Annotated in this window: 27 protein-coding genes; 16 read left to right on the top strand and 11 right to left on the bottom strand. The window is 35.9% G+C overall.

Annotated features, from left to right (window positions below):
* The first annotated feature begins 132 nt into the window (after positions 1-132).
* Positions 133-1,944: an oligoendopeptidase F gene (pepF, locus tag B9N79_RS17060; protein WP_019393823.1), complete on the top strand. Its 1,812-nt coding sequence runs from the start codon at positions 133-135 to the stop codon at positions 1,942-1,944.
* A 33-nt stretch (positions 1,945-1,977) separates the two neighbouring features.
* Here pepF and B9N79_RS26205 read toward each other — a convergent pair whose 3' ends face one another.
* The 5 genes from B9N79_RS26205 to B9N79_RS17080 form a co-directional block, all read right to left on the bottom strand.
* Positions 1,978-2,154 carry a hypothetical protein gene (locus B9N79_RS26205; RefSeq protein WP_019393822.1) on the bottom strand — a complete coding sequence of 59 codons (177 nt, stop codon included), beginning with the start codon at positions 2,152-2,154 and terminating at the stop codon, positions 1,978-1,980.
* A gap of 286 nt (positions 2,155-2,440) precedes the next feature.
* Positions 2,441-3,322: a DsbA family protein gene (locus B9N79_RS17065; protein ID WP_019393821.1), complete on the bottom strand. Its 882-nt coding sequence runs from the start codon at positions 3,320-3,322 to the stop codon at positions 2,441-2,443.
* Positions 3,319-3,720 (bottom strand): globin domain-containing protein, encoded by a 402-nt coding sequence (locus tag B9N79_RS17070; protein ID WP_040057143.1) that lies wholly within the window; start codon positions 3,718-3,720, stop codon positions 3,319-3,321. Before B9N79_RS17070 ends, B9N79_RS17065 begins: the two co-directional genes overlap by 4 nt.
* 246 nt (positions 3,721-3,966) lie before the next feature.
* Positions 3,967-4,605, bottom strand: a complete 639-nt coding sequence (locus B9N79_RS17075) for a lytic transglycosylase domain-containing protein (RefSeq protein ID WP_048896698.1) — start codon at positions 4,603-4,605, stop codon at positions 3,967-3,969.
* Entirely contained in the window at positions 4,598-5,194 is a 597-nt protein-coding gene (locus tag B9N79_RS17080) for a CYTH domain-containing protein (RefSeq protein WP_040057251.1), read from the bottom strand. Before B9N79_RS17080 ends, B9N79_RS17075 begins: the two co-directional genes overlap by 8 nt.
* Before the next feature lie 225 nt (positions 5,195-5,419).
* Between B9N79_RS17080 and B9N79_RS17085 the strand changes: the two genes are divergently transcribed.
* The 4 genes from B9N79_RS17085 to B9N79_RS17100 all read left to right on the top strand — a co-directional run bounded on the left by B9N79_RS17085 (position 5,420) and on the right by B9N79_RS17100 (position 8,308).
* Positions 5,420-5,800, top strand: coding sequence for a UPF0738 family protein (locus B9N79_RS17085; protein WP_019393817.1), 381 nt, complete (start codon positions 5,420-5,422; stop codon positions 5,798-5,800).
* A 44-nt stretch (positions 5,801-5,844) separates the two neighbouring features.
* Positions 5,845-6,468, top strand: a complete 624-nt coding sequence (gene yjbM / locus B9N79_RS17090) for a GTP diphosphokinase (RefSeq protein WP_019393816.1) — start codon at positions 5,845-5,847, stop codon at positions 6,466-6,468.
* A 22-nt stretch (positions 6,469-6,490) separates the two neighbouring features.
* Positions 6,491-7,285 (top strand): NAD kinase, encoded by a 795-nt coding sequence (locus tag B9N79_RS17095; protein WP_019393815.1) that lies wholly within the window; start codon positions 6,491-6,493, stop codon positions 7,283-7,285.
* A 123-nt stretch (positions 7,286-7,408) separates the two neighbouring features.
* Positions 7,409-8,308 carry an RluA family pseudouridine synthase gene (locus B9N79_RS17100; RefSeq protein ID WP_040057141.1) on the top strand — a complete coding sequence of 300 codons (900 nt, stop codon included), beginning with the start codon at positions 7,409-7,411 and terminating at the stop codon, positions 8,306-8,308.
* A 16-nt stretch (positions 8,309-8,324) separates the two neighbouring features.
* Here the strand turns inward: B9N79_RS17100 and prpE are convergent, their stop codons facing one another.
* A complete protein-coding gene (prpE, locus tag B9N79_RS17105) occupies positions 8,325-9,080 on the bottom strand; it encodes a bis(5'-nucleosyl)-tetraphosphatase PrpE (protein WP_040057140.1) in 756 nt (251 codons plus the stop codon).
* A 261-nt stretch (positions 9,081-9,341) separates the two neighbouring features.
* On the opposite strand from prpE, the gene mgtE reads away from it, so the two are divergent.
* From mgtE to B9N79_RS17130, 5 genes are all read left to right on the top strand, one after another.
* On the top strand, positions 9,342-10,715 hold the full coding sequence (gene mgtE / locus B9N79_RS17110; protein ID WP_026009675.1) for a magnesium transporter: 1,374 nt from the start codon (positions 9,342-9,344) through the stop codon (positions 10,713-10,715).
* Between the two features lie 34 nt (positions 10,716-10,749).
* Positions 10,750-12,630 carry a monovalent cation:proton antiporter family protein gene (locus B9N79_RS17115; protein WP_046216720.1) on the top strand — a complete coding sequence of 627 codons (1,881 nt, stop codon included), beginning with the start codon at positions 10,750-10,752 and terminating at the stop codon, positions 12,628-12,630.
* Between the two features lie 115 nt (positions 12,631-12,745).
* A complete protein-coding gene (gene fabI, locus B9N79_RS17120) occupies positions 12,746-13,525 on the top strand; it encodes an enoyl-ACP reductase FabI (protein ID WP_019393810.1) in 780 nt (259 codons plus the stop codon).
* A 143-nt stretch (positions 13,526-13,668) separates the two neighbouring features.
* Positions 13,669-14,118: a CotO family spore coat protein gene (locus B9N79_RS17125; RefSeq protein ID WP_158512787.1), complete on the top strand. Its 450-nt coding sequence runs from the start codon at positions 13,669-13,671 to the stop codon at positions 14,116-14,118.
* A 57-nt stretch (positions 14,119-14,175) separates the two neighbouring features.
* Positions 14,176-14,511 (top strand): DUF1360 domain-containing protein, encoded by a 336-nt coding sequence (locus tag B9N79_RS17130; RefSeq protein ID WP_019393808.1) that lies wholly within the window; start codon positions 14,176-14,178, stop codon positions 14,509-14,511.
* A 36-nt stretch (positions 14,512-14,547) separates the two neighbouring features.
* On the opposite strand, the gene B9N79_RS17135 is transcribed toward B9N79_RS17130, so the two are convergent.
* The gene (locus B9N79_RS17135; protein WP_019393807.1) at positions 14,548-15,315 is read right to left on the bottom strand and encodes a hypothetical protein; all 768 of its coding nucleotides are present in this window, start codon (positions 15,313-15,315) and stop codon (positions 14,548-14,550) included.
* Positions 15,316-15,471: 156 nt separating this feature from the next.
* Positions 15,472-16,194 (bottom strand): BMQ_0737 family morphogenetic spore coat protein, encoded by a 723-nt coding sequence (locus tag B9N79_RS17140; protein WP_019393806.1) that lies wholly within the window; start codon positions 16,192-16,194, stop codon positions 15,472-15,474.
* A gap of 269 nt (positions 16,195-16,463) precedes the next feature.
* Between B9N79_RS17140 and B9N79_RS17145 the strand changes: the two genes are divergently transcribed.
* The 5 genes from B9N79_RS17145 to spoVIF all read left to right on the top strand — a co-directional run bounded on the left by B9N79_RS17145 (position 16,464) and on the right by spoVIF (position 18,098).
* Positions 16,464-16,925 carry a hypothetical protein gene (locus B9N79_RS17145; protein ID WP_048896699.1) on the top strand — a complete coding sequence of 154 codons (462 nt, stop codon included), beginning with the start codon at positions 16,464-16,466 and terminating at the stop codon, positions 16,923-16,925.
* A gap of 120 nt (positions 16,926-17,045) precedes the next feature.
* Positions 17,046-17,195, top strand: coding sequence for a hypothetical protein (locus B9N79_RS26210; RefSeq protein WP_019393804.1), 150 nt, complete (start codon positions 17,046-17,048; stop codon positions 17,193-17,195).
* Positions 17,196-17,280: 85 nt separating this feature from the next.
* Positions 17,281-17,475, top strand: coding sequence for a hypothetical protein (locus B9N79_RS17150; protein WP_040057136.1), 195 nt, complete (start codon positions 17,281-17,283; stop codon positions 17,473-17,475).
* Positions 17,476-17,560: 85 nt separating this feature from the next.
* Complete coding sequence (locus B9N79_RS17155) at positions 17,561-17,707, top strand: YjcZ family sporulation protein (RefSeq protein WP_019393802.1); 147 nt, start codon at positions 17,561-17,563, stop codon at positions 17,705-17,707.
* A 136-nt stretch (positions 17,708-17,843) separates the two neighbouring features.
* Positions 17,844-18,098 carry a sporulation-specific transcription regulator SpoVIF gene (gene spoVIF / locus B9N79_RS17160; protein WP_040057135.1) on the top strand — a complete coding sequence of 85 codons (255 nt, stop codon included), beginning with the start codon at positions 17,844-17,846 and terminating at the stop codon, positions 18,096-18,098.
* A 28-nt stretch (positions 18,099-18,126) separates the two neighbouring features.
* Here the strand turns inward: spoVIF and B9N79_RS17165 are convergent, their stop codons facing one another.
* Entirely contained in the window at positions 18,127-20,400 is a 2,274-nt protein-coding gene (locus B9N79_RS17165) for an ATP-dependent helicase (protein WP_046216722.1), read from the bottom strand.
* Between the two features lie 153 nt (positions 20,401-20,553).
* Here B9N79_RS17165 and B9N79_RS17170 point away from each other — a divergent pair, with 153 nt between their 5' ends.
* A complete protein-coding gene (locus tag B9N79_RS17170; protein WP_040057133.1) occupies positions 20,554-20,787 on the top strand; it encodes a hypothetical protein in 234 nt (77 codons plus the stop codon).
* A gap of 344 nt (positions 20,788-21,131) precedes the next feature.
* On the opposite strand, the gene B9N79_RS17175 is transcribed toward B9N79_RS17170, so the two are convergent.
* On the bottom strand, positions 21,132-21,644 hold the full coding sequence (locus B9N79_RS17175) for a YjcG family protein (protein WP_026009674.1): 513 nt from the start codon (positions 21,642-21,644) through the stop codon (positions 21,132-21,134).
* 92 nt (positions 21,645-21,736) lie between these two features.
* Positions 21,737-22,462 (bottom strand): alpha/beta hydrolase, encoded by a 726-nt coding sequence (locus tag B9N79_RS17180; protein WP_019393796.1) that lies wholly within the window; start codon positions 22,460-22,462, stop codon positions 21,737-21,739.
* Positions 22,463-22,580 lie beyond the last annotated feature (118 nt).

Consider the following 22,580-nt stretch of genomic DNA (forward strand, 5'->3'; position numbering starts at 1 on the left):
GATAAAAGGATAGGAAAAACATCCCTATGTTTGAAAAAAAGCAGGGAAGCATAGAATAAACAAAGAATTTATAAAGAAGTAGTAAATTTTTTAACAACTAAATTTGAACAATTAAGATATGGAGGGAAAATGATGACAGAACAAACTAAAAAACTACCAGCACGCAGCGAAATTCCTGAGAAGGATACGTGGAGACTAGAAGATATTTTTGCAACAGATAAAGAATGGGAAAAAGAATTTGATGAAGTAAAAGAACTTATCCCATCTGTTACAGCTTATGCGGGTAAATTAGGAGAGTCATCAGAGAACCTATATAATGCTTTAAAAACACAAGATGAGGTAACACTAAGAGTAGAGAAACTGTATGCATATGCGCATATGCGCTACGACCAAGATACAACAAACAGTTTTTATCAAGGATTAAATGACAGAATTCAAAATTTATATACGCAAGTAGCAAGTGCCTTATCATTTATGACACCAGAAATTTTAGCTATTGAAGAAGAGAAGATTTCTTCTTTCTTAGAAGAGAATGAAGCATTGCGTCTTTATAAACATGCTTTAGAAGAAATAACAAGACAGCGTCCACATGTATTATCCGCTGAAGAAGAAGCATTACTAGCTAAAGCAGGAGATGTTTTAGGGGCTTCAAGCACAACATTTGGAATGCTGAATAATGCGGATCTAGAGTTTCCAACGATTAAAGATGAAGAAGGAAACGAAGTAGAAGTAACACATGGCCGCTATACAAGATTTTTAGAAAGTGAAGATCGTCGTGTTCGAAAAGAAGCATTTTCAGCAATGTATGATACATATGGGAAATTTAAAAATACGTTTGCAAGCACGCTATCTGGAACAGTAAAACGTGATAATTTCAATGCGCTTGTTCGGCATTATGAGTCAGCCCGTCAAGCAGCTCTTAGTGCAAACAACATACCGGAAGAAGTATATGATAATTTAGTAACAACAATTAATAAACATCTTCCGCTTCTTCATCGCTATACGAAGCTTCGCAAAAAAGTGTTAAACGTTGACGAGCTTCATATGTATGATTTGTATACTCCGCTTGTTAAAGACGTTAATATGAAAGTAACGTACGAAGAAGCAAAAGAATATACGTTAAAAGGCCTCGAACCTCTTGGAGAAGAGTATAAAAGCGTACTTGAAGAAGGATTTAACAATCGCTGGGTTGATGTGCATGAAAACAAAGGAAAACGCAGTGGAGCCTATTCTTCTGGTTCATATGGCACAAACCCTTATGTACTCATGAACTGGCAGGATAATGTGAACAATTTATTTACTTTAGCACACGAATTTGGCCATTCTGTGCATAGTTACTATACAAGAAAAACGCAGCCATATCCTTATGGAGATTACTCTATCTTCGTAGCGGAAGTTGCTTCAACAACAAATGAAGCACTTTTAAATGAGTATTTATTAGAGAATTTAGAAGATGAAAAACAAAAACAATATGTGTTAAATCACTATTTAGAAGGATTCCGTGCAACTGTATTCCGTCAAACAATGTTTGCGGAATTTGAACATGATATTCATGTGAAAGCGCAAAACGGCGAACCGTTAACACCTGAACTTCTTTCTAAAACATACTATGATTTGAATAAGAAGTATTTTGGGGAAGATATGGTGATTGATGAAGACATTAGTTTAGAATGGGCACGTATTCCTCATTTTTACTATAATTACTACGTTTATCAATATGCAACAGGTTTCAGTGCTGCAACAGCTTTAAGTAAACAGATCTTAGAAGAAGGAGAGCCAGCTGTTGAACGCTATCTAGAGTTCTTAAAGGCTGGAAGTTCTGATTATCCAATTAACGTATTGAAAAAAGCAGGCGTAGATATGACAAGTGCAAAACCAATTGAAGAAGCTTTAAAAGTATTTGAAGAAAAACTTGATGAAATGGAAAAACTTCTAAATCAATAAGAAGAAAGGCAGGAGATTATTTCCTGCCTTTTTCTATTTGAATCCTGAAAAGCGCTTTCGGTTATTAAGATAGGAGAAGAAAGCTAAAATAACAAGGAAAAAAAGAGGCGCAGCAATAAGCAAAGAAACAAGGTTTAATAAAGAAAGACCATAGAACAGGAACGAGCAAAAGGCAGTGAAAAAAAGCAAAAGTGGATAAAGTTTTTTCATGTTTTTCTCCTTTCTGTACTTTTGCTACTATATATATGAAGAAGAAATCATAACATCCGTATTAAAAAGTTTGACAAAAATGTGAAATGAAATACAAAGTACTTGTCAGCACTAGATAATATTTGCTATATTATAGATGTGAAATTAATCACAAACATATACCCCTTTGTTTGACCGTGAAAAATTTCTCCCATCCCCTTGTTGTCTTAATGACAACGAGAAAGACCCAGCAAATTTGCTGGGTCTTTCTTTTGTTTAAAAAAGATATAAGGACTGTTTTAGATGATTAAATAATATAGCGCCAAAATGTTCCATGTTTGACAGGGACTTTTTCAACACGCTGTTGAAGCTGAAGTTTTTTTAGCACTTTTTCAGCTTGTTCGATTGATAAATCATAAACAACTGCAACTTCTTTTGTGGCCACAAATGTATAATATTCTAAAAAGATTTCAAGCGGTGGCAGTGGAGAAGGATCAGGCACTTCTTTTAACATTTCAAATAAAATGTTTTTAAATAATTCATAATCATAGTATCCAGAAACTTTAATTCCTTCATCCTCAATATTTTCGTTAAAGAACACAAGTGTTGGACTTTGATCAACGTCCATTTCATACATAATCTTTGCATCACATTGGAAAGCTTTTGCAGAGCTTTCGCTTAATAAGTCTTTTTTAAATTCTTCGACATCAAGTCCTACTTGTGCGGCAAGGTCAAGCAGTACATCTGGGTCTGTAACATTTTGTTTTTCAAGAAAAAGCGTTTCTTGCATTGCTCTTAAAAACCGTATACCATGCTGTTTTCCTTGAAGCCACGCTGACTTAATAGCAATTGAAGCTGCATGTGGAGTAGAGATTGGATTTTCTAGCCACAAGCTTCCATCACAGGACATTCCAGAACGACTCCCTGTTTTTTCCCAAACTTGCGCCATTTTTTCAGGCTTTGCTTTTTTTAACGTATTCAGACTCGTTAACTGAGCAGATAAAACATGTTTAAGACTAAAATACTCTCCGTATTCAATTTGAAGTTTTTTAACAATCGGCTCAAGTGCCCAACATTCTGGACAAAGTGGATCAACAAAAAAGTAGACTTCGACCGGCTTTTTGTTTGATCCTCTGCAAAGGTGTTGTAAAGAGAACGCCTTTCTTTTTTCACATTGTTTATTGTTCAAGGTAATACGCCTTCTTCATCTGGAGTATTCACCATATGCTGAGCAGTGAGCGTGAGCCGATGAAAAATTTGGGTTCGCAACATACCGTTAAGTCCTACTTCATCCATTGCGTCACTCATACAGGAGAGCCAAGCCTTTGCTCGCGCTGGCGTGATTTCAAAAGGCAAGTGCCGAGCCCTTAACATTGGATGTCCATGTTCGTTTGTGTAATCGGAAGGCCCTCCTAAATACTGTGTTAAAAACTGTTTTTGTTTTCGAGCTGTTTCAGTTAAATCGTCTGGAAAAATTGGAGCTAAGTCTGGATGGTTTCCTACTCTCTTATAAAAAGCTTCTACAAGGTCAGAAATCATGTGTTCACCCCCGATAGCTTCATAAGGCGTCATATCTCTTTTTTCCATTGTCATAACTCCTTTATAAAAAATCTCTATTCAAACATAAAATTGTGAATAAATCCAAAATAGCTTTGTTTAGGTTATGTCCGCTTTCGTTAATATATTGCCAAAAACTTAATGATTCTACTATAGCAATAACAGTCAGAAACAACGGTTTACTTTGTTATATTGTAGCAGTCGTCTCTCTTTAACTCAAACTATCCGCCTATAAGCATCATGCAAAAAAAAGCTCCTATCTTAGACAGGAAGCCTTTATACTTGATAATAACCCATTACTTTTTTCACATATTCTTTCGTTTCAGTAAAAGGAGGAATTCCTCCATATTTGTCTACATTGCCAGGACCTGCATTATAGGCAGCAAGAGCAAGGGAGACATCCCCATCATATTTCTCAAGCATCTTTTTCAAATATTTTGTTCCCCCTCTTATGTTTTCAAGAGGGTTTAAAGGATTTAGTACACCTAGACTTTGTGATGTAGCTGGCATAAGCTGCATAAGGCCTAATGCTCCTGCACCGCTCTTAGCATCTTTTTTAAAATTAGATTCTTGTGTAATGACGGCTTTGATGAGTTTAGCATCTACTCCAAATTCTTCACTCGCTTTATGAATAAGGTTCATAAATGGCTCATCCCTTTTTTCTGACGCTTGTGCTTGTACAGGTGGGCTCGTCATACTCAGAGGAGAGGAAAGTGTAAGCTGATTCTGCAAAAAGGCAGTGCCAGATGAACTTTTTTCCACTTCAGGTGATGAAGCGGATGTCAGCAATACATCGCTAAGGATCGATGAAAATAGAGAGTTTAAAGATGATTCATTTGCGGGTAGTTTATTAGATGTCATCGTTTGAAAAGCCTGAAGCTGTAGAATTGCTAAATAAGATTGAATATTATTCATCATGCTCTCCTAGTTGCTTATGTTTTAAGTTGAAAAAACGCTGAATTTTATTGTTCGTTTCTCGCATTGGAATATGAAAATGGTTGAGAAGCTCTAGGAATGCTTTTTTTCCACTTTCCTCATTTCTTACTTCATATTCAAGTTCAAAATCTTCATGATTAAGGTATGTGCTATGATCTAAAACAAGCAGTCCGTCCTTATAAGGAACCTCCGCTCTTCTCGTTGTAAGACTGCCAAATAAGTTAACTTTCCTTACTTCAATACCAAGGGTTTTGATTTGTTTTTCCATTGAAGAGGGAAGAGGGGATTCACCCTTTAATAAACGAGTTGCTTCCTCCTTTGTTAACGTTTCATGGGTTTCAAGAAGGCCAACTTTACTTGGCTGTTTAAGTGTCAAAACATAGCAATCATTTTTACATCGTATCCGAAGAGCAGCTCGGTTTTCTTTAATATCAAACGTTTGAGTATCAAAATAGTAGTTTGTTTGTTCTTTAAACTGACTATTGTCTATATGAAAAGCATCCATAAGCTTATGAAATTCAGTAGAAGTTAATAAATTTTTAAATTCAATCTCAATTTCTTGTTTCATCATATATTTCCTTTCCTTGTAAAAAAATAATATCTTTTCTATTATTCCATGTTTTAAAAGTAAACTCAATTGTCTCTGTTTTTCTTTATTAAGTGCCTTTCTTTACTAGTAGGACTTCTCTACGAATTTTAGCTTTAATATGGTAAAATGAAGGCGGGTAATTCAGAGGTTTCAGTCTAAATATACATAATATGCTCATTTATTGTTGAAGGGAGATTTACTGCTATGTCAAACAGAATCGAAGTAAATGGTACAGAATGGAAAGAGGGACGCTTATATATTAAAACAGAAGCGTTAAACCAAAACATTGAAACAATAGAAGATACAGGTCAAATGATTGTTGATTCTGATAATTTATCTTTCATTTATATTATAGATGTAAACGAAGCGTTTGTTTATGTTAGTATTACGGAGCCATACTGGAATGACATTAAGGAAGCAAAAGAAAATAATACCAATGTTGTAGCTCTTATAGGTGAACATGAAGTACAACTTGAAAATATTTTCACAGAATTAGAAGACCTTGTAGAAAACATCGAAGGAAACTCTAACTATGGAGAAGAATTTATGGGTTCTGTTGAAAAAATATTTTTAAATAAAGCTTAAAAGAGCACATATTTTCTTGAACAAAATTGGTGGTGTAAATCAGTATGTTAAAACATTGGGATTTATTTTTAGCTCCTTATAAACAAGCGGTTGAAGAATTAAAAGTAAAATTAAAAGGAATGAGATCTCAGTATGAGTTGAAATCAACTCATTCTCCAATTGAATTTGTAACAGGTCGGGTGAAGCCGATTCCGAGTGTCCTTGATAAAGCAGCAAGAAAAGGGATTCCGCTAGATCGTTTAGAAGAGGAAATGCAGGATATCGCAGGGCTACGTATGATGTGTCAGTTTGTCGATGACATTCCCTCTGTTGTAGAGATTTTAAAAGAAAGAAACGATTTTGAAGTTGTAGAAGAAAGAAACTATATTACAGAGAAGAAGGAAAGTGGCTATCGTTCTTACCATGTTGTATTACGCTACCCCGTTCAAACGATCGAAGGCGAGAAAAAAATTCTCGTCGAAATTCAGATTAGAACGCTTGCGATGAATTTTTGGGCAACAATTGAACATTCGCTGAACTACAAATATAGCGGCAACTTTCCAAGAGAAATTAAGGAGCGTTTACAACGCGCTTCAGAAGCAGCTTTTCAACTTGACGAAGAGATGTCTAAAATAAGGGAAGAAATCCAAGAAGCCCAAGTTATGTTTTCACGAAAGAAAGAAAAATAACAATCAATGGAGGGAGCCACAATTGAAATTTGTAGTAACGTCAAAAGGTGATGAAACATCGAATACGCTCGCACAAAAAATGCGTACATATTTGCTTGATTTTAATTTAGAGTATGATGAAACACATCCAGATATTGTTATCTCAGTTGGAGGAGATGGAACACTTCTCTATGCTTTTCACCGTTATCAACATCGTTTAGATAAAACAGCTTTTGTTGGAGTTCATACAGGACATTTAGGCTTCTATGCGGATTGGAGACCGAAAGAGATTGAAAAGCTTGTTATTGCAATCGCTAAAACTCCGTTTCAAATTGTGGAATATCCCCTTGTTGAAGTGATTATTCGTTATTTAGGTGGAGGGAAAGAATCGCGCTATCTTGCTTTAAACGAGTGTACGATAAAAAGTGTTGAAGGTTCTTTAGTTGTAGACGTTGAAATTAAAGGGCAGCTCTTTGAAACGTTTCGAGGGGATGGTCTCTGTATTTCGACTCCTTCCGGAAGTACTGCTTATAATAAAGCATTAGGAGGAGCTATTCTTCATCCATCTCTTCAAGCTATCCAAGTTGCAGAGATGGCTTCTATCAATAATCGCGTATTCAGAACAATTGGTTCACCGCTTGTTTTGCCAGCCCATCATACAGGGATGTTCAAGCCTGTGAATGACGTCGATTTTCAAATTACAATTGATCACCTGACGTTGCTTCATAAAGAAGTAAAGTCTATTCAATGTCGTGTGGCTCAAGAGAAAATTCGCTTTGCGCGCTTTCGTACATTTCCGTTTTGGCAAAGAGTACGAGATTCATTTGTTACAGAATAAAAGGAGGCAGCTTTATAAAAAGCTGCCTTTTTTGTATAGTTTATATAAAGAACGAGTTGCGTTTTCTTTTTTAAATAAGTAATAAAAAGTTTTTGATCTATATTAAATAAAGAGGTAGAGATAATGGAAAAAAGGTTTACACTCTTTTGGGAAATTCCAGCACACTATGATGGAACAATAACAAGAGACTTTTTAAAGGAACATTCCATCTCAAAAGCATCGCTTACAGCAATTAAATTTCAAGGTGGATTTATTAAGGTTAATAATCAAGATGAAACAGTACGATATATATTAAAAGAAGGTGATGTTTTAGAGGTAGCTTTTCCACTTGAAAAACGAAGTGAGAATATTAAAGCGGAGAAAATGCCCTTGGATATTCTCTATGAAGATGAGCATTTTCTCGTTGTTAATAAAAGGGCGGGTATTGCGACAATTCCTTCACGGGAACATCAATCAGGTACGTTGAGTAATGCGCTTTTGTACTATTATGTGCAGAACGATATTCATGCGACACTACACTTTGTTAATCGACTTGATAAAGATACATCAGGACTTCTTGTTGTGGCAAAGCATAGATATAGTCATTATTTATTTTCAAAAGCGCAGCAAAGTCATAAAATCCATCGCTTTTATCAAGCATTTGTTCATGGTGTTCCTGCAGAAGAAGGAACAATATCAGCTTCAATTGGTAGAGCAGATGATAGCATTATTAAGAGAGAAGTTGTGGAGCATGGTCAGCATGCTGTAACTCATTACAAAGTGCTTGAACGCTTCAAAGAGGCAGCTATTGTTGAGCTTTCTTTAGAAACGGGAAGAACACATCAAATTCGCGTGCATATGAGCTATATCGGGCACCCTTTACTTGGAGATGATTTATACGGAGGTAAGCAAGGGAGAATGAACCGTCAAGCGCTCCACTGCTGTAAAATGGAATTTAAACACCCATTTACAGGTCAATATTTATCATTTATAGGAGAACTACCAGAAGATATGTTGAAATGTCAAAGAGAGCTTGCACAGTAAAGCAAGCTCTCTTTTTTTAAGAGAAAGTAGAGAATTTCTCTTCAATATACGGCATTGAGGAGGGAATAGACAGCGTTTCATATTGAGGATATCGGAAAGCTGTGAGAGCTCCTCCGAAAACTACTCCCGTATCAATGTTATATGTATTATTCACTTTTCGGACGCTTTTAACAGGGGTATGTCCATAGACAATAGTTGCTTTCCCCTCATAGTGCTGAGCCCAATCTCGACGAACTGGGGAGCCGTTTGGATGTACTTCTCCTGTGATGTCTCCATAAAGAACGAAGGTCTTTACATGATGACTATGTTTTCCAATATCTTTTTCTCGGATGCCAGCATGTGCAACAACTAATTTTCCTTTATTAAGCACAAGATAAAGAGGAGCATTTTCATACAGTTTCATGAACTGTTCACGAACGAGCGCCTGCTTGTCGTTGGAGAGGGAGCTATATTCAGCAACAGTTGTTTCAAGTCCATGGGTGATTTGTACTTTATTTCCTTTAAAGAATCGATAAAGTTTGTTGCAGTGGTTACCAGGACAATAAAAAGCGGCCTTTTTGCTAACGAGTTTTGAAACGGTATCTATAACAGCTAAGGAATTTTTTCCTCGATCTGTTAAATCACCTAAAAATACGAGTTTCCTTCCTTCTGAATGTAAGGGGATATCGGTATTCCACTGGTAACCAAGCTCTTTTGTTAAAAGGACAAATTCATCATAGCAGCCATGAATATCACCGATTACATCAAATCCTTGCGCAGATTGTTTAACCATGTTATCATTCCTTTTTAAGTTTATCCGTAGTTTAATTTTAGAGGATTTTCTTCTATATTTCTCTTTGATATGTGGTAATTCTAGAGGAAACGTTCGAAGTTTCTAGAACTTTTTCAACACATTTTATCATGTCCTATCCGTTTTTTTTCTACTCTAATATTAAAAGATAAAAACTAAAACAAAAGAGGGTACATTGATTTTATCGGAATACATGTATTGTCTAGCTTCTATAGATGAACAACTTCATGGAGGTGGGTTATGATGAATAACGAAAAAGAGCAGGAAAGAAAAGAGCAGACAGAGCTCGTTTTGTTTCATTTACTTCATTTACGTGACATTGAAACATTTAGAGAAGAGTTTCTGAATCTCCATTCTTATGATCAAGCTCAGTTTTATGAAGAGCTTAATGAAGAAGAACGCCTTATTTTATATAGTTTCCTCTCACCAGAGGAAATGGCTTCAATCTTTGAAAGTATTGAAGTTTCAGAGGAAGAGTATAAGGAGCTTCTTGGCGAAATGATGCCGGACTTTGCAGCTAATATGTTAGCAGATATGTACGCTGATGATGCAGTTGACGTGTTAAATGAGCTTGATAAAGAACAAGTTGCAAGCTATTTAACAATTATGAATGATGAAGCAGCAGATGAAATTAAAGAGCTTCTTCATTATGAAGAATCAACTGCCGGCAGTATTATGACAACAGAGTACGTAGCTATTTATGCAAATGAGACAGTAAGTTCAGCAATGAGAATTTTAAAAGAAAAAGCACCTGTTGCTGAAACCATTTATTATGTATTCGTCATAGATGATGAGAAACGCCTTGTTGGAGTTATTTCTTTACGTGATCTTATTGTGGCAGAAGATGACACGTTAATTCGTGAAGTAATGAGCGAAAGGGTTGTATCTGTTTCTGTTGCTGAAGATCAAGAAAAAGTAGCACGTACAATGCGAGACTACGATTTTTTAGCTCTTCCAGTTGTTGATTTTCAGAACCACCTCCTTGGAATCATTACCGTTGATGACGTAATGGACGTTATTGATGAAGAGGCATCTGATGATTATTCAAAGCTTGCCGGGATTTCAGATGTTGATGATACGATTCGCACTCCCTTTTCAGCGGCAAAGAAACGCTTGCCGTGGCTTGTCATCCTACTATTTTTGGGAATGCTAACAGCAAATCTTATTGGGCAGTTCGAAGAGACACTTGATAAAGTGGCAATACTTGCAGTCTTTATTCCTCTTATTGGCGGAATGGCTGGTAATACAGGAACACAGGCATTAGCAGTTGCTGTTAGGGGAATTGCAACAGGTGAAGCAGATAAGGAAAGCAAATGGAAACTTATCGTCCGTGAAGGATTAACAGGGGTAATAACAGGAGGAAGCTGTGGAATCCTAGTCGTTTTTGTTGTTTATATATGGCAACACAGCTTCGTGTTAGGGCTGCTTGTTGGAGCTTCTATTTTTGCAACTCTTATTGCAGCAACAATTGCCGGAGCGCTTGTTCCAATTATTATGCATAAATTTAAGATTGACCCTGCTGTTGCTTCAGGTCCGTTCATTACAACCGTAAATGACATTATTAGTGTATTAATTTATTTTGGGCTTGCAACAACATTTATGAGTTATCTTACTTGATAGTAAATAAATTAAAGAAAGAAGGTGGAGTAACATGGAAGAACATGCTTCAGTTGTCTCACTAGCTATTGTTGTTATCTGTGCTTTCTTAACTCCTATTTTGCTACATCGTTTCAGGTTAAGAGTGATCCCTGTTGTTGTAGCTGAAATTATTGTTGGTCTTATTATTGGAAAAAGTGGATTTGATCTTGTTCAACAAGATATGTGGCTTGAAACATTATCAACCCTAGGCTTTATCTTTTTAATGTTTTTGAGCGGAGTTGAAATTGATTTTTCTGCTTTCACGGGTAGTAAGCAAAAAGAACAGCTTTCAAATGGGAAAAAAGCTCCTAACACATTTGCTGTTTCAAGCTTAATTTTTGGAGGAGTTTTTATTCTCTCTCTTATCCTTTCCTATTTGTTTGTGTGGATGGGATTTATAGACAATGCGTTCTTAATGACCCTCATTATTTCAACTATTTCACTTGGCGTTGTTGTTCCAACCCTGAAAGACCGTCAAATTATGAAAACAAATATCGGTCAAATTATTTTACTTGTAGCTGTTATTGCTGACCTTGTTACAATGATTCTGCTTGCCGTTTTCGCTTCACTTCATGAAGGTGGCGGAGGAAGCATGTGGCTGCTGCTTATTTTATTTGGTGCTGGAATTGTCCTTTATGTTTTCGGGAACTATTTCAAAAAGCGATCTTTTGTTGAATCCTTATCAACAGGAACAATCCAAATTGGGACCCGGGCCATTTTCACTCTGATTATCGTACTTGTAGGATTATCAGAATCAATTGGGGCAGAAAATATTTTAGGTGCCTTTTTAGCGGGTGTTCTTGTTTCCTTATTGTCACCAAACCATGATATGGTACAGAAATTGGATTCCTTTGGATATGGCTTCTTAATTCCAATTTTCTTTGTAATGGTTGGAGTAGAGTTGAATTTAGGGGAGATGTTGAGTGATTCAAAAGTAATTATTCTTATCCCACTTCTTGTTGTAGCTTTACTTATTTCAAAAATCATTCCAGTTTATCTATTAAAGAAATGGTACGATACAAAAACAGTATTTGCGGCGGGTTTCTTATTAACTTCAACATTGTCTCTTGTTATTGCAGCTGCAAAAGTTGGTGAAAACTTAGGCGTTATTGATCAAAAAATGAGCGGAGCTCTGATTTTAGTTGCTGTTATTTCAAGCATTATTTCACCAATCTTATTTGCTAAGCTATTTCGTAACCCATCATCAGAAAATCCAACTGTTCGGGTTAAACTGATTGGAGCAAACCAGCTTACTTTACCTGTTACAAAAGAGCTTAGCCCACATGTATATGATGTTACATTATTTCATCCAGCACAGGAAAAAGTTGAAGATGAAACATCAAGTTCACTATTTGATATTGTTGAAATTGAAAGCTATGATATAGGAGAACTAAAGAAGCAAGATGTATTTGATACAGACATTCTTGTTGTGACATCTGGGAATGAGGAACGAAATGCAGATATTGCTCTTTATGCGAAAGAGATAGGTGTTGAGCGTGTTATTGCGCGAATTGAAACGCCAACTTTACAAGACAAAGTCCGTGACCATGATGTTGATGTTTTTTCAGTATTAACTTCAACAACGTCGTTAATGAAAGCTCTTATCGAGTCACCAAGCTTAATTGGGATTTTAACAAATAGAGATACAGCTCTTTATCAAATTGACGTTCATAATCCAAAGTATATGAACATTCCACTTCGGAAATTTCCATTTACAGGAGATGTGATTTTTGTTCGAATTTTTAGGGGGAACGAGTCCCTCATTCCTCATGGAGACACTGAACTATTAAGAGATGATCGGATTATTGTAACGGGTTCTACAGAGTACGTAGAAGAATTAAAGCGAACATTGCAGTTTGGAAAGAGTCGTTCAATCGAGAAGCCTGAACTTTAAGTTCAGGCTTTTTTTTTTGATAAGCATTTGTTGAGAAGTGATAATGTGGTATACTGAAGATGATATTAGTACCTGATACTAATACTAACAATAAAAAATGTGAGGAGAATCTTCAATGAAAAGTTTATCCTTAGAAGGCCGTACATACGTAGTGATGGGGGTTGCTAATAAACGAAGCATTGCTTGGGCTATTGCACGTTCTTTACACGAAGCAGGTGCTCGCCTAGTTTTTACATATGCAGGAGAACGTCTTGAAAAGAATGTCCAAGACTTAGCTTCTTCTTTAGAAGGAGCAAATTCACTTGTATTACCTTGTGATGTAACAAATGACGAGGAAGTTGAAAAATGTTTTGCACAAATTAAAGAAGAAGTTGGAACAATTCACGGAATCGCTCACTGCATCGCATTTGCAAACAAAGAAGAGTTACAAGGTGAATACATGAACACAACGCGCGAGGGATTCCTGCTTGCGCATAACATTAGTTCTTATTCATTAACAGCTGTTGCAAAAGCAAGCAAAGATCTCATGACAGAGGGCGGCAGCATTGTTACCCTAACTTATTTAGGTGGAGAACGCGTTGTCCAAAACTACAATGTAATGGGCGTTGCCAAAGCTTCCCTTGATGCAAGTGTGAAATATTTAGCATCTGATCTTGGTCAGCATGGAATTCGTGTAAATGCTGTTTCAGCAGGTCCAATTCGCACGCTTTCTGCAAAAGGAATTAGTGATTTCAACTCTATTTTAAAAGATATTGAAGAGCGTGCACCACTTCGTCGCACAACAAACCCTGAAGAAGTTGGGGATACAGCATTATTCTTATTCAGCGACCTTGCACGCGGAATTACTGGAGAAACAATTCACGTTGATTCTGGTTTCCATAGCATGGCACGATAACTAATAAATCAGCTTTTCATTATGAAAAGCTGATTTTTTTTATGTTTTTTAGAGAAACGAACAAACTTTGCTCCCTTACAGCATACATTTTTAAAAGAATGTCGCAATTTTAAGTGAACGTCAGCATGGAAGGGGAGAAGAGTTTGAAAAAGTTTAATAATGAAGGGGAAAACACGCCGCTTATGTATATTGTCCAACCAGAGATGATAGAAAAGCCAAAGCGATCGATGCAATCTGTGTACCAAAACTCCTTTTTTAAGAAAGTGAAGAAAACAAGAGATGAGCGTGAAAAAGTAGCATCGCTTTCAAAAGCACTTGAAGTAGTCCAAAATCCTTTAGCAGAAAAAGAAAAAGAGAAAAAAGAAAATAAAATGTTTCAGAAGATGAGTATTGAAGAAAAAGCGGCTTTTTTAGCTGATTTTCCACCACACCTCTCACAGCCTGTTTGTCAAGTAGAAACAAAAGAACGAACTTATAGTGGCACAATTGTAAAAGTAGAAGATAAGACTCTTTACATGATTAATCCAGCTAAAACGGAACAAACTGTTGTTCCTACAAGTGAGGTAAAAGATATTACCATTTTAAAAATATAGGAATCTTAAGTGAGCTGAACATAATGTCTAGACTATGAAAGGAAGGCAAAAACTTTTATGACGTGGATGACTTTGCTACTGCTCGTTCTTGCTACGTTTCGTCTAACACGACTCATTGTTTTTGATAAGATTACCTCCTTTATTCGTCGTCCCTTTCATGAAATTGTAGAAGAAACGCTTGAAGATGGTTCTGTAACTACGTATATAAAAATGAAAGGAACAGGTTTGAGAAGGTGGATTGGGGAACTGTTAAGCTGTTATTGGTGCACAGGAATGTGGTGTGCTATCGGTCTTTATGTTCTTTATTCAATATATCCAGATATTTCATTTCCATTTCTCTTTGTACTTGCGATTGCAGGTATAGCTGGGATTATTGAATCATTTGTAGAATAAAAAACAAGGTGTGGTTTTGAACCACACCTTGTTTTTCTAAGATGAGAAGTTGAATATCGCTTTATTTAAGAATGGAACGCCTTCTTTGAACTCAGTTGTGTATGCATATCCTTCTAAAATAAAAGACGAAAGACTAGAACTAAGAGTTAGTTGAAAAGAATCAAAGGTAACAGATTCTCCTGGAGGAATTTCATGCGTTTTTAAAGGTTTCAACCAATACTCTCCATTTTTTTGAACACGTTCTTTCCAATCCTTTACAGCGTATTCCCATCCTTCTGAGTTTTGTTCTGAAAGACTAGGTTCTTCTTTATGAGATGAATCTCGAATTTTTCCGCTTATAATACACTTTGGTTCACTTACTTTTAAACATAAAAGGGGAGCGTGGACTGTATCCTCCGTTTCATTTTTAATAACAGCATTTCCAATGAGTGTTACATCTTCTTCTTCTCCTGACGGAATAATTGATGAGTACATAAAATAACATTTCAAAGTTGTGAGAGTGGCTTTAGGAGAAGAGAGAATTCTTTCTGCCTGCAAGCGTTCATTAATCATTTTTTGCTCAGAAAGCTCATTTTTTAATAGAGAAATTTCTTTTTTTAAGACTTCCGTCTGTCCGTCATCTAATGAATGAATAGGTGGGATATATTTCTTTTTCCAAAATGCTACATTTGCTCGTTCTGTCTCAAGATCTTGCTCGTACTTTTTTATTGTATGTTCCAATCGATTAATTTCAGATTTATAGTGAATAAGTTTCTGTTGTAGCTGTATAGATTGATTAGAAGATGAAGTTGTTTTTTTACCCATAGTTTTACCTCCTCTTTTTATATGTATGAAGATACGAAGATAGATTTGTCAATATTCTAAAAAACTCTCTGCTTTATAAGAAAAAGGCAATTGGAGGGGGCCAATCGCCTGTTGACACATCACTTATTGAGGAAAGAGAGGAGAAAAAATCTCCTCTTATTCATATAGAGAGTAGCCAGGGAAAATCTCTGGGCACTGTGGTGGAGCCTGTTTTACAGGGCAAGATCCGTTTGTAACAATGTCGATATCTGGACGTGGATCACAGAACTTTCCTTCAACTTCAATTTTCACATATGCTTCCATTTGGATGTCTAAGCAAAGTGTTAAGCATACATCAAGCTGTTGGAAGCAGTTATGTGGGTTGCTGATAATTGATGCGTGACAGTCAGCAAACGTAACATGACCTATAAGCTCTGTTCCTTCTGGAGCGCATAAGAAGAATGTTTGAATTGTTGCAAAAGGCTGTGGAGCTGAGTAGCAAAGATCGCCATCTTCATCCATAATACGAACAACATAATAACCTCTTACAAGTACTTTAACTCTTTGAAGTGTTACACACTCTCCATCTGGAAGTGTAACTGTTACTTCAGGACGACCACCTGATTGAATAATTTCTGTAATTTCTAATCCTTCTTCGCAGTTGTAGTCAACTGGATTACCAGAAGAATCTGTAATCATACAAGATGCTTCACAAGTTTCTGATAAGAAATCAAGTTCATACGGATCTGTATCTCCTGGTAAGTCGAAATGAAAATCAAAGTCTAAGTTGTCAAATCCATGTTTCCCCATATGACAAGAAACAGGTAATTCAACTTCGCGATTAACCCAATCGTAGACTTTTGGCACGCGGATGCATAGTCTCTCTTTAATAGGTTCCATCGTTTTACCTCCTATAAATAATTGTCCTCGCTCTCATCCCTGAAACACGTTTAGGACTAATACATAGTATGAAGAATGCTCTGTTATGTTCCTTAACGATAGCGGAATTTCATGGGTAAAAGCGGAATTATTTGCTCAGTGACAGCATATTCATAAATGACAAAAGTGTTAGTGTTCTTTTGAAATTATTTTAGATTTTTCGTCGAGATGGATAAATGTTCTGTGCGCTTATATGAGATTTCATCAAAGACAGCAAGGAGTGTATGACAGTGTCTCAAACAAAACCAACATATGAACAGCTAAAAGGCTATCTACAGCGAATGAGGGCAGAGCTTGAATTTTATAAAAGTGAATACAATAAGAATCGTTTGAAAACGTTAAGCTTACATGATATTGAAGAAGAATTAGCGGAGCAGTGGCTTGAGGAAAAAGAACAAATTATGCTTGAAAAAGAGCAAATTATACTTGAAAAAGAAAAATGGCGTGAAAGAGCCGAGGAACTAAGCAAAAAAATTGAAACGGTTGAAAACGAGAAAGAAGAAGAACTTCTTAAACTTCAAAAAGAAGAAACAGCTAAGCTGAAAGAGCAAGTTGCTATTCTAGAAAAGAAAGTACACGATCAGAAGCCAGCTGACCAATCTCCTAACGTAAAGAACTATGATAATGATTGGTTTATGCGTAATTTAAAAGAGCAAAACTTCTATAAAGAGAAGCGAAGACCAAGAAAATAAGGTAAACATCCTATCAACAGAGAGCATTATAAAGAATATAGTAAAGAGAGAGTTTCATATTGTTTTTCATACTCGTGCTAGCAAACGAAAGCATGACAGTAGAAAAGAGGTGAATTAAACATGCAATATCCTCAATATCCTCAAAACGGTCATGTCTATTATCCTTCATCACATAAGCATCCACAAAAGAAACCCAAGCTTTATGCAAACAAACAACAAGTTAAAGACTGTGGATGTGGAAAGAAGTTAAAAGTAGATCCAAAACGTTAATCACGAGATTATACGAAAGAAAGGGCAATGTATTATTGCCCTTTTTTCTTTTTCCGAATAAACATGAAAGTGTGAGGTGAAAGAAATGAGTGATTTCTTAGAGGAGCTTGAAACTTTTTTTGAGAATTTCCATAGTAACAAAATGGAGAAAGAAGAAGAGCAAATACAGAAATTAGAAAGATATGTAGAGAAGAGGGAATACGAGAAAAAAATGCATGACATTGAAAAAAGTGAAGAAGCGTTTGGGAAATATGAGATGAATGATCCTTTTGAAAAATAAAAAAAGAAAAACAACATGCGCCCATACCAAATGCACTCCTTCAACATATCGTGTTAAGGAATAAGGAAAGAGGAGGTGTAAAGATATGGGCTTCGGATATGGTGGTTACGGTTGTGGCGGTAGTTACGGCGGTGGCGGCTACGGTTATGGTGGCGGCTGCGGTGGCGGCTTTGCGCTAATCGTTGTATTGTTCATTCTATTAATTATCGTTGGTGCTGCTTTTTGTAGCTAAACAGAACTTTGGAACACTTCCCTCCTAAACAATACTGTATGTTAAAGAGTGCGAGTAAACTTTTACTCGCACTTTCTTTTTCACCAATTCTTCTTTAATTTCATACGATATATTACTGTGATAAGGAGGGATCATGATGGATAACAATCTCTTTAAAAACATTGAAAAGAAAACAGGCGTAAATATGAAAGACGTATTTGAACTTGCTAACTCTGTGCAAGGAGCAAACTTCAAAGATGAAAAAACAGTACGCAATCTTGTACGCCGCGTTTCACAAATTGCAAACAAACCTGTATCAAAAGAAAAAGAAGATAAAATTGTTAAAGCAATTACAGATAACGGTCAATCACTTGATTTTGGAACAATCGCGAAAATGATTAATAAAAAATAAAACCCCATCTCAAAGATGGGGTTCTTTTTTAAAATAAACCTTTGAGGAAGCGGGATGGATGGGCTTTCTTTCCTCTACGGTGTTCTGGTATCGACAGAAAAAGAGATTGTTTAGCTCGTGTCATCGCTACATAAAGAAGCCTTCTTTCTTCTTCAAGGGGGGCCTCGTCTCCATTTCGATAAGCATCAAGAGCATAGTCATGAGGGAGAGCTCCATCAACAACTCCTAATATATATACATGGTTATATTCAAGACCTTTTGCACGGTGAATAGTTGTAAGTGTAATCGAAGAAGGAAATGTTTTGCTAAGTTTCTTCATTTCCTCATTCATTGCTTTCATGTGATCAGCATGTTCTATAAATTGTTTTACAGTGTTAAATTTTTTCGCCACAACTTTTAAATCCCGAATATCATCAGAACCTTTTTCAATAGCATTTCCTTCATTGCCACGCTTTTTTACAAACTGATTAAAGCCCATTTCTTTTTCAATAATATCAATTGCTCCAAGAGGAGAACGATTTTTTAATGTTGAAAACAGCGGAACAAGCTTCATAAGCTTTCGTTTTTGAAAACTTTGAAGGTTTGTTAAATGGATAAGCGCTTCTACATATGAACAATCATGCAAAATGCTCAATGCTTTTACATCATTCAAAGCAGAAGCTTTTAAAAATAAGGCAGGTAAAAGTTGGCCTAAGGCTTCCTGGTCGTTCTCATTTATACTCAATCGTAAGAAGGCAAGCATTGCTTTGATCATACGTCTGTTATAGAAAGAATCTGCACCATAATCAATTGAAAAAGGTAAATTAGAAGATGAGAGTCGTTCAAAGAGAGCTCTTGACATCGTATGTGTGCGATATAGAATGGCAAAATCACTAGGGTCTGCTCCCTGTTCGATCTTTTCTTTAATATCCGTTACGATCATTGTTGCTTCTTCTTCTTCATCATAAGGAGAAAATGAAAGCGGAGTGAACTCATTTTCAAACTGAGCGCGCATTTTTTTAGTATAGCGATCTTTGTTTCGCTTAATTACCGCATTTGCTCCGTCAACAATAGCATGACTTGAACGATAGTTTTCACTAAGTGTAACAATCTGGGTGCCATTATTGTCATTACTAAAGTTTCGAATAAAACTTGGATTACTTCCACGAAACGCATAAATGGATTGATCATCATCGCCAACAACACAGATATTTTGAGATTTTGCACTTAAAAGCTTCATGATTTCGTATTGCACAAGATTAATATCTTGAAATTCATCAACTAGAAAGTAGTGAAAGCGGTCTTGATAATAAGAACGAATTTCTTCATTTTCTTTTAAAAGCTCATAGCAACCTAGAAGCATGTCATCAAAATCAAACATTCCTTGCTCTATTCGCATTTCTTCATAGCGTCTGTAAAGATATTGAACATCTTTTTCCCATTGATTCTCAGGCTTAACATCACTCGGTAAGATGAGGGTGTTTTTCCAATAGCTTATTTCGTTTAAAGCTTGGTCAAAAGGAAACTGTTCTTCTTCAATATCAAGCTCTCGTGTTGCTATTTTTACAAACTTTTCGCGTTGCCATTCCCACTTCATTAGACGGTCGTTTCGCCACTCTTGTGGCTTATGATAGCTTAATATTCTATAAAAAATACTGTGAAATGTTCCAACTACCATCTTCCCTATCATGGAAGATTGAATACCCTCATATGAACGAAGCCGCTCTTTCATCTCTTGAGCTGCTTTTGTTGTAAACGTTACAAGCATAATGGAAGATGGATCTACTTTCTTCTCCGCGAGCAGGTAGGCAGCACGTGCTGTGAGAACTCGTGTTTTTCCACTTCCAGCTCCAGCCAGAACAAGCAACGGACCCTCTGTCTTTTTTACCGCTTCTTCCTGCTGTATATCAAGAGACAACCCAGCATAATTAATAACCGTGCCTCTCCGTGTTTTGAAGGAACTTTGAGAAACAAGCGCTTTTGTTTTTGTGAAAGGCACATCAACAGTTGCTGTATTGCCACTAATTGTTCTACTTGTAGGTAAGCGAAATCCAGCACTTTCACGGTAGACAGGTTTTGTTTCTTTTACAACCTTTTTTTGCACCTTTTCTTCTATGCTTTTTATACATTCAGGACGTTCATAAGGTTTTAAAGAATGATAAAAATAAGGTTTTTTTTCCATCCCTATATAAAGCTTTACACTTTCATGACAGTGAGCGCATGTAATGAGTCCACGCTGACTTTCTTCATACAAAGATTGATAAAGCTCTCTTTTCATTGTTGAAAGTGAAATCATTTCATTTTGATAAATGGCTTGATTCATGAAATAGTCTCCTCACTTTGCACTTATCTAAACATTATAATCAAACTTCATCATATCAGAATGGAAAGGAGAACGAAAGAATAACAGTATTTTAAGAGGATTAGAAAGAAACAAATGAGGGCAAATAATAGGGAAGAATAGGAGGGAGAAAGCGTGGGATATATTTTACCAATTGAAAATTACACGTACCTTCAATACACTAATAGAACACTAAAAGGTTATAAGGGCAGAGCAGTGCATAAAATAGTTCCAACACAAGCTTTATACGGAAGTAATGAAAGATTTCAAAAAGAAGAAATAGAAATGAGAAGACAAAAGAATATGGAAATACAAAAGACGATAAGTGAAATAACTGGAAAAGGAAAGTTCTTTAACAATCTTGTATAAAGAGGGGAACATAAGGAAGCTTTAAACTCATTTTAAAGAATATTTCAGGAAAAAATTTACTTTTTATAGTAACTAATACTTGTAATTAACATCGAAAACATATTATCATATAGGATGTTACTAGTAGCATGACATTTTGTGGAATTTAAGAGATAGTTTGATAAGAGTAAGGAGATTTTGCAATGAAAAGCGTACATAATCTTTTTTATTATTTTGTTCAGAGTTTTAAAGTTTCAGCAGCATTGCTTGTTTTTGTAGGAGCCTTTTTTATGTTTAAAATCAAAAAAGCACGGTAGCATCCCTGTAAGATTAGGGATGCTACCGTGCCTTCTTTTTTTATGATGTTATTCGTGTCCAAAACGAAATGTTTCATAAACCGTCCATGAACCATTATCAAGTTGGTAAAGAAGATGAAAACGATCAATAACTTCTTCATGATTAATATCAACTAGTTTAAGTTGACTGTATACATCAAGATGTTCATCATCTGATAGGTTTTGCCCAATTGTAATGTGAGGAATATATGAATATTCTACTTCTTGAGCAAGAGGTCCGCTATGAAGGTGCTCGTATAGCGTTTTTAATTCATCATTTTTTTCAACTTTTAAATAAACTGTATTATTTGCAGGAGAAAAAGAACTAACTTTAGTGACATTAATAGTGATTGGCTTGAGTTTATGAGCGATATCACGAAATGTAGGAATTAACGTCTCAAGCTCCTCATTAGACGTTTCAAATTGTTCTTTAACTGTAATATGTGGCGGGATTAGAGCATATCTAGCATCATAGCGTTTTCGATAAGAGTTTGCAGTATCCTGTAATTTTTTTGATGGAAATAAAACAACTCCGTATTTCATCATACAGTCCCTCCTTAAATTGTATAAAGATGCAGTTTCTTGTTAATTATAGCAAATTTCTGAAAAACATTATATTCTCAAAAGTATGTTGGTTAACTTAACATTTTTCTTAAAGCGCGAGGCATATCTTTCTGCCAATATCTCCACGTATGGTTTCCTTCCATCTCTTCATAAAAGTAAGAAAATCCTTTTGCACTAAGAAGTTGATAAAGGTCTCTGTTAGGTGTTAGGAAGTCAGCAATTTTCTTGTCTGTTGTCTTCACTTCTGTCTCCTGAAGGCCAATTGTATGATAAATATGTAAGGCATTTGGAGAAGAAAAGTCAGCAACTTTATTTAGAAGCGTTTCATTTACAAGTGGTGACTGAGCCACAACTTTGTTAAATGTGTGAGGATATTGAAGTGCTGTTAATAAAGAAACTGTTCCACCTAACGAATCTCCAATAAGTGTTCTTGTTCCTCCCATTTTATGAGTTGGAAGAAGGTCGTCTAAATAAGAAAGGAGTTCATGAGCTAAAAATCGAACGTATTGTTCAACTTTTTCTCCATCAGGATGATACATTTTGCGTCGCTCATCTACTGATTTATAAGGAATACCCACTGCAATTGTTGGTTCAATTTCCTCTTCCTCAGACAATTCATCAAGCGCCCGTGATAGCTTTCCAAACATAAAATAATCTTTCCCATCTTGAGCAATTAATAAGGAATATTTATAAAGTGGAGAATATGTTTTTGGAAGATATAAAAGCAGCGTCATTTCTTCCTGAAGTTCTTCACTATAAAACGTTAGTTCCTCAATTTTTCCAGGGCGATAATCCATTAAAAATCCTCCAAACTTGAAAGCGTTACCTTTATTTTATCACAGGAAAAGCAGCGGGGGAAAGCGGTGTGTGCTGTTTTTCGTTTGTCCTTCTGTCGTATTCTTTTCACTCCCTTTT

This window comes from Priestia filamentosa, assembly GCF_900177535.1.
GTDB lineage: Bacteria > Bacillota > Bacilli > Bacillales > Bacillaceae_H > Bacillus_I > Bacillus_I filamentosa.

What these genes read in the sequence shown, in the direction of transcription:
- pepF (WP_019393823.1), top strand. Translation starts at nt 133, where the DNA reads ATGACAGAACAAACTAAAAAACTACCAGCACGCAGCGAAATTCCTGAG.
- spoVIF (WP_040057135.1), top strand. Translation starts at nt 17,844, where the DNA reads ATGGATAACAATCTCTTTAAAAACATTGAAAAGAAAACAGGCGTAAAT.
- yjbM (WP_019393816.1), top strand. Translation starts at nt 5,845, where the DNA reads ATGTTAAAACATTGGGATTTATTTTTAGCTCCTTATAAACAAGCGGTT.
- B9N79_RS26205 (WP_019393822.1), bottom strand. Translation starts at nt 2,154, where the DNA reads ATGAAAAAACTTTATCCACTTTTGCTTTTTTTCACTGCCTTTTGCTCG.
- B9N79_RS17080 (WP_040057251.1), bottom strand. Translation starts at nt 5,194, where the DNA reads ATGAAACAAGAAATTGAGATTGAATTTAAAAATTTATTAACTTCTACT.
- B9N79_RS17165 (WP_046216722.1), bottom strand. Translation starts at nt 20,400, where the DNA reads ATGAATCAAGCCATTTATCAAAATGAAATGATTTCACTTTCAACAATG.
- B9N79_RS17085 (WP_019393817.1), top strand. Translation starts at nt 5,420, where the DNA reads ATGTCAAACAGAATCGAAGTAAATGGTACAGAATGGAAAGAGGGACGC.
- B9N79_RS17175 (WP_026009674.1), bottom strand. Translation starts at nt 21,644, where the DNA reads ATGAAATACGGAGTTGTTTTATTTCCATCAAAAAAATTACAGGATACT.
- B9N79_RS17155 (WP_019393802.1), top strand. Translation starts at nt 17,561, where the DNA reads ATGGGCTTCGGATATGGTGGTTACGGTTGTGGCGGTAGTTACGGCGGT.
- B9N79_RS17150 (WP_040057136.1), top strand. Translation starts at nt 17,281, where the DNA reads ATGAGTGATTTCTTAGAGGAGCTTGAAACTTTTTTTGAGAATTTCCAT.
- B9N79_RS17070 (WP_040057143.1), bottom strand. Translation starts at nt 3,720, where the DNA reads ATGGAAAAAAGAGATATGACGCCTTATGAAGCTATCGGGGGTGAACAC.
- prpE (WP_040057140.1), bottom strand. Translation starts at nt 9,080, where the DNA reads ATGGTTAAACAATCTGCGCAAGGATTTGATGTAATCGGTGATATTCAT.
- B9N79_RS17140 (WP_019393806.1), bottom strand. Translation starts at nt 16,194, where the DNA reads ATGGAACCTATTAAAGAGAGACTATGCATCCGCGTGCCAAAAGTCTAC.
- B9N79_RS17100 (WP_040057141.1), top strand. Translation starts at nt 7,409, where the DNA reads ATGGAAAAAAGGTTTACACTCTTTTGGGAAATTCCAGCACACTATGAT.
- B9N79_RS26210 (WP_019393804.1), top strand. Translation starts at nt 17,046, where the DNA reads ATGCAATATCCTCAATATCCTCAAAACGGTCATGTCTATTATCCTTCA.
- B9N79_RS17135 (WP_019393807.1), bottom strand. Translation starts at nt 15,315, where the DNA reads ATGGGTAAAAAAACAACTTCATCTTCTAATCAATCTATACAGCTACAA.
- fabI (WP_019393810.1), top strand. Translation starts at nt 12,746, where the DNA reads ATGAAAAGTTTATCCTTAGAAGGCCGTACATACGTAGTGATGGGGGTT.
- B9N79_RS17115 (WP_046216720.1), top strand. Translation starts at nt 10,750, where the DNA reads ATGGAAGAACATGCTTCAGTTGTCTCACTAGCTATTGTTGTTATCTGT.
- mgtE (WP_026009675.1), top strand. Translation starts at nt 9,342, where the DNA reads ATGAATAACGAAAAAGAGCAGGAAAGAAAAGAGCAGACAGAGCTCGTT.
- B9N79_RS17075 (WP_048896698.1), bottom strand. Translation starts at nt 4,605, where the DNA reads ATGAATAATATTCAATCTTATTTAGCAATTCTACAGCTTCAGGCTTTT.
- B9N79_RS17180 (WP_019393796.1), bottom strand. Translation starts at nt 22,462, where the DNA reads ATGGATTATCGCCCTGGAAAAATTGAGGAACTAACGTTTTATAGTGAA.
- B9N79_RS17130 (WP_019393808.1), top strand. Translation starts at nt 14,176, where the DNA reads ATGACGTGGATGACTTTGCTACTGCTCGTTCTTGCTACGTTTCGTCTA.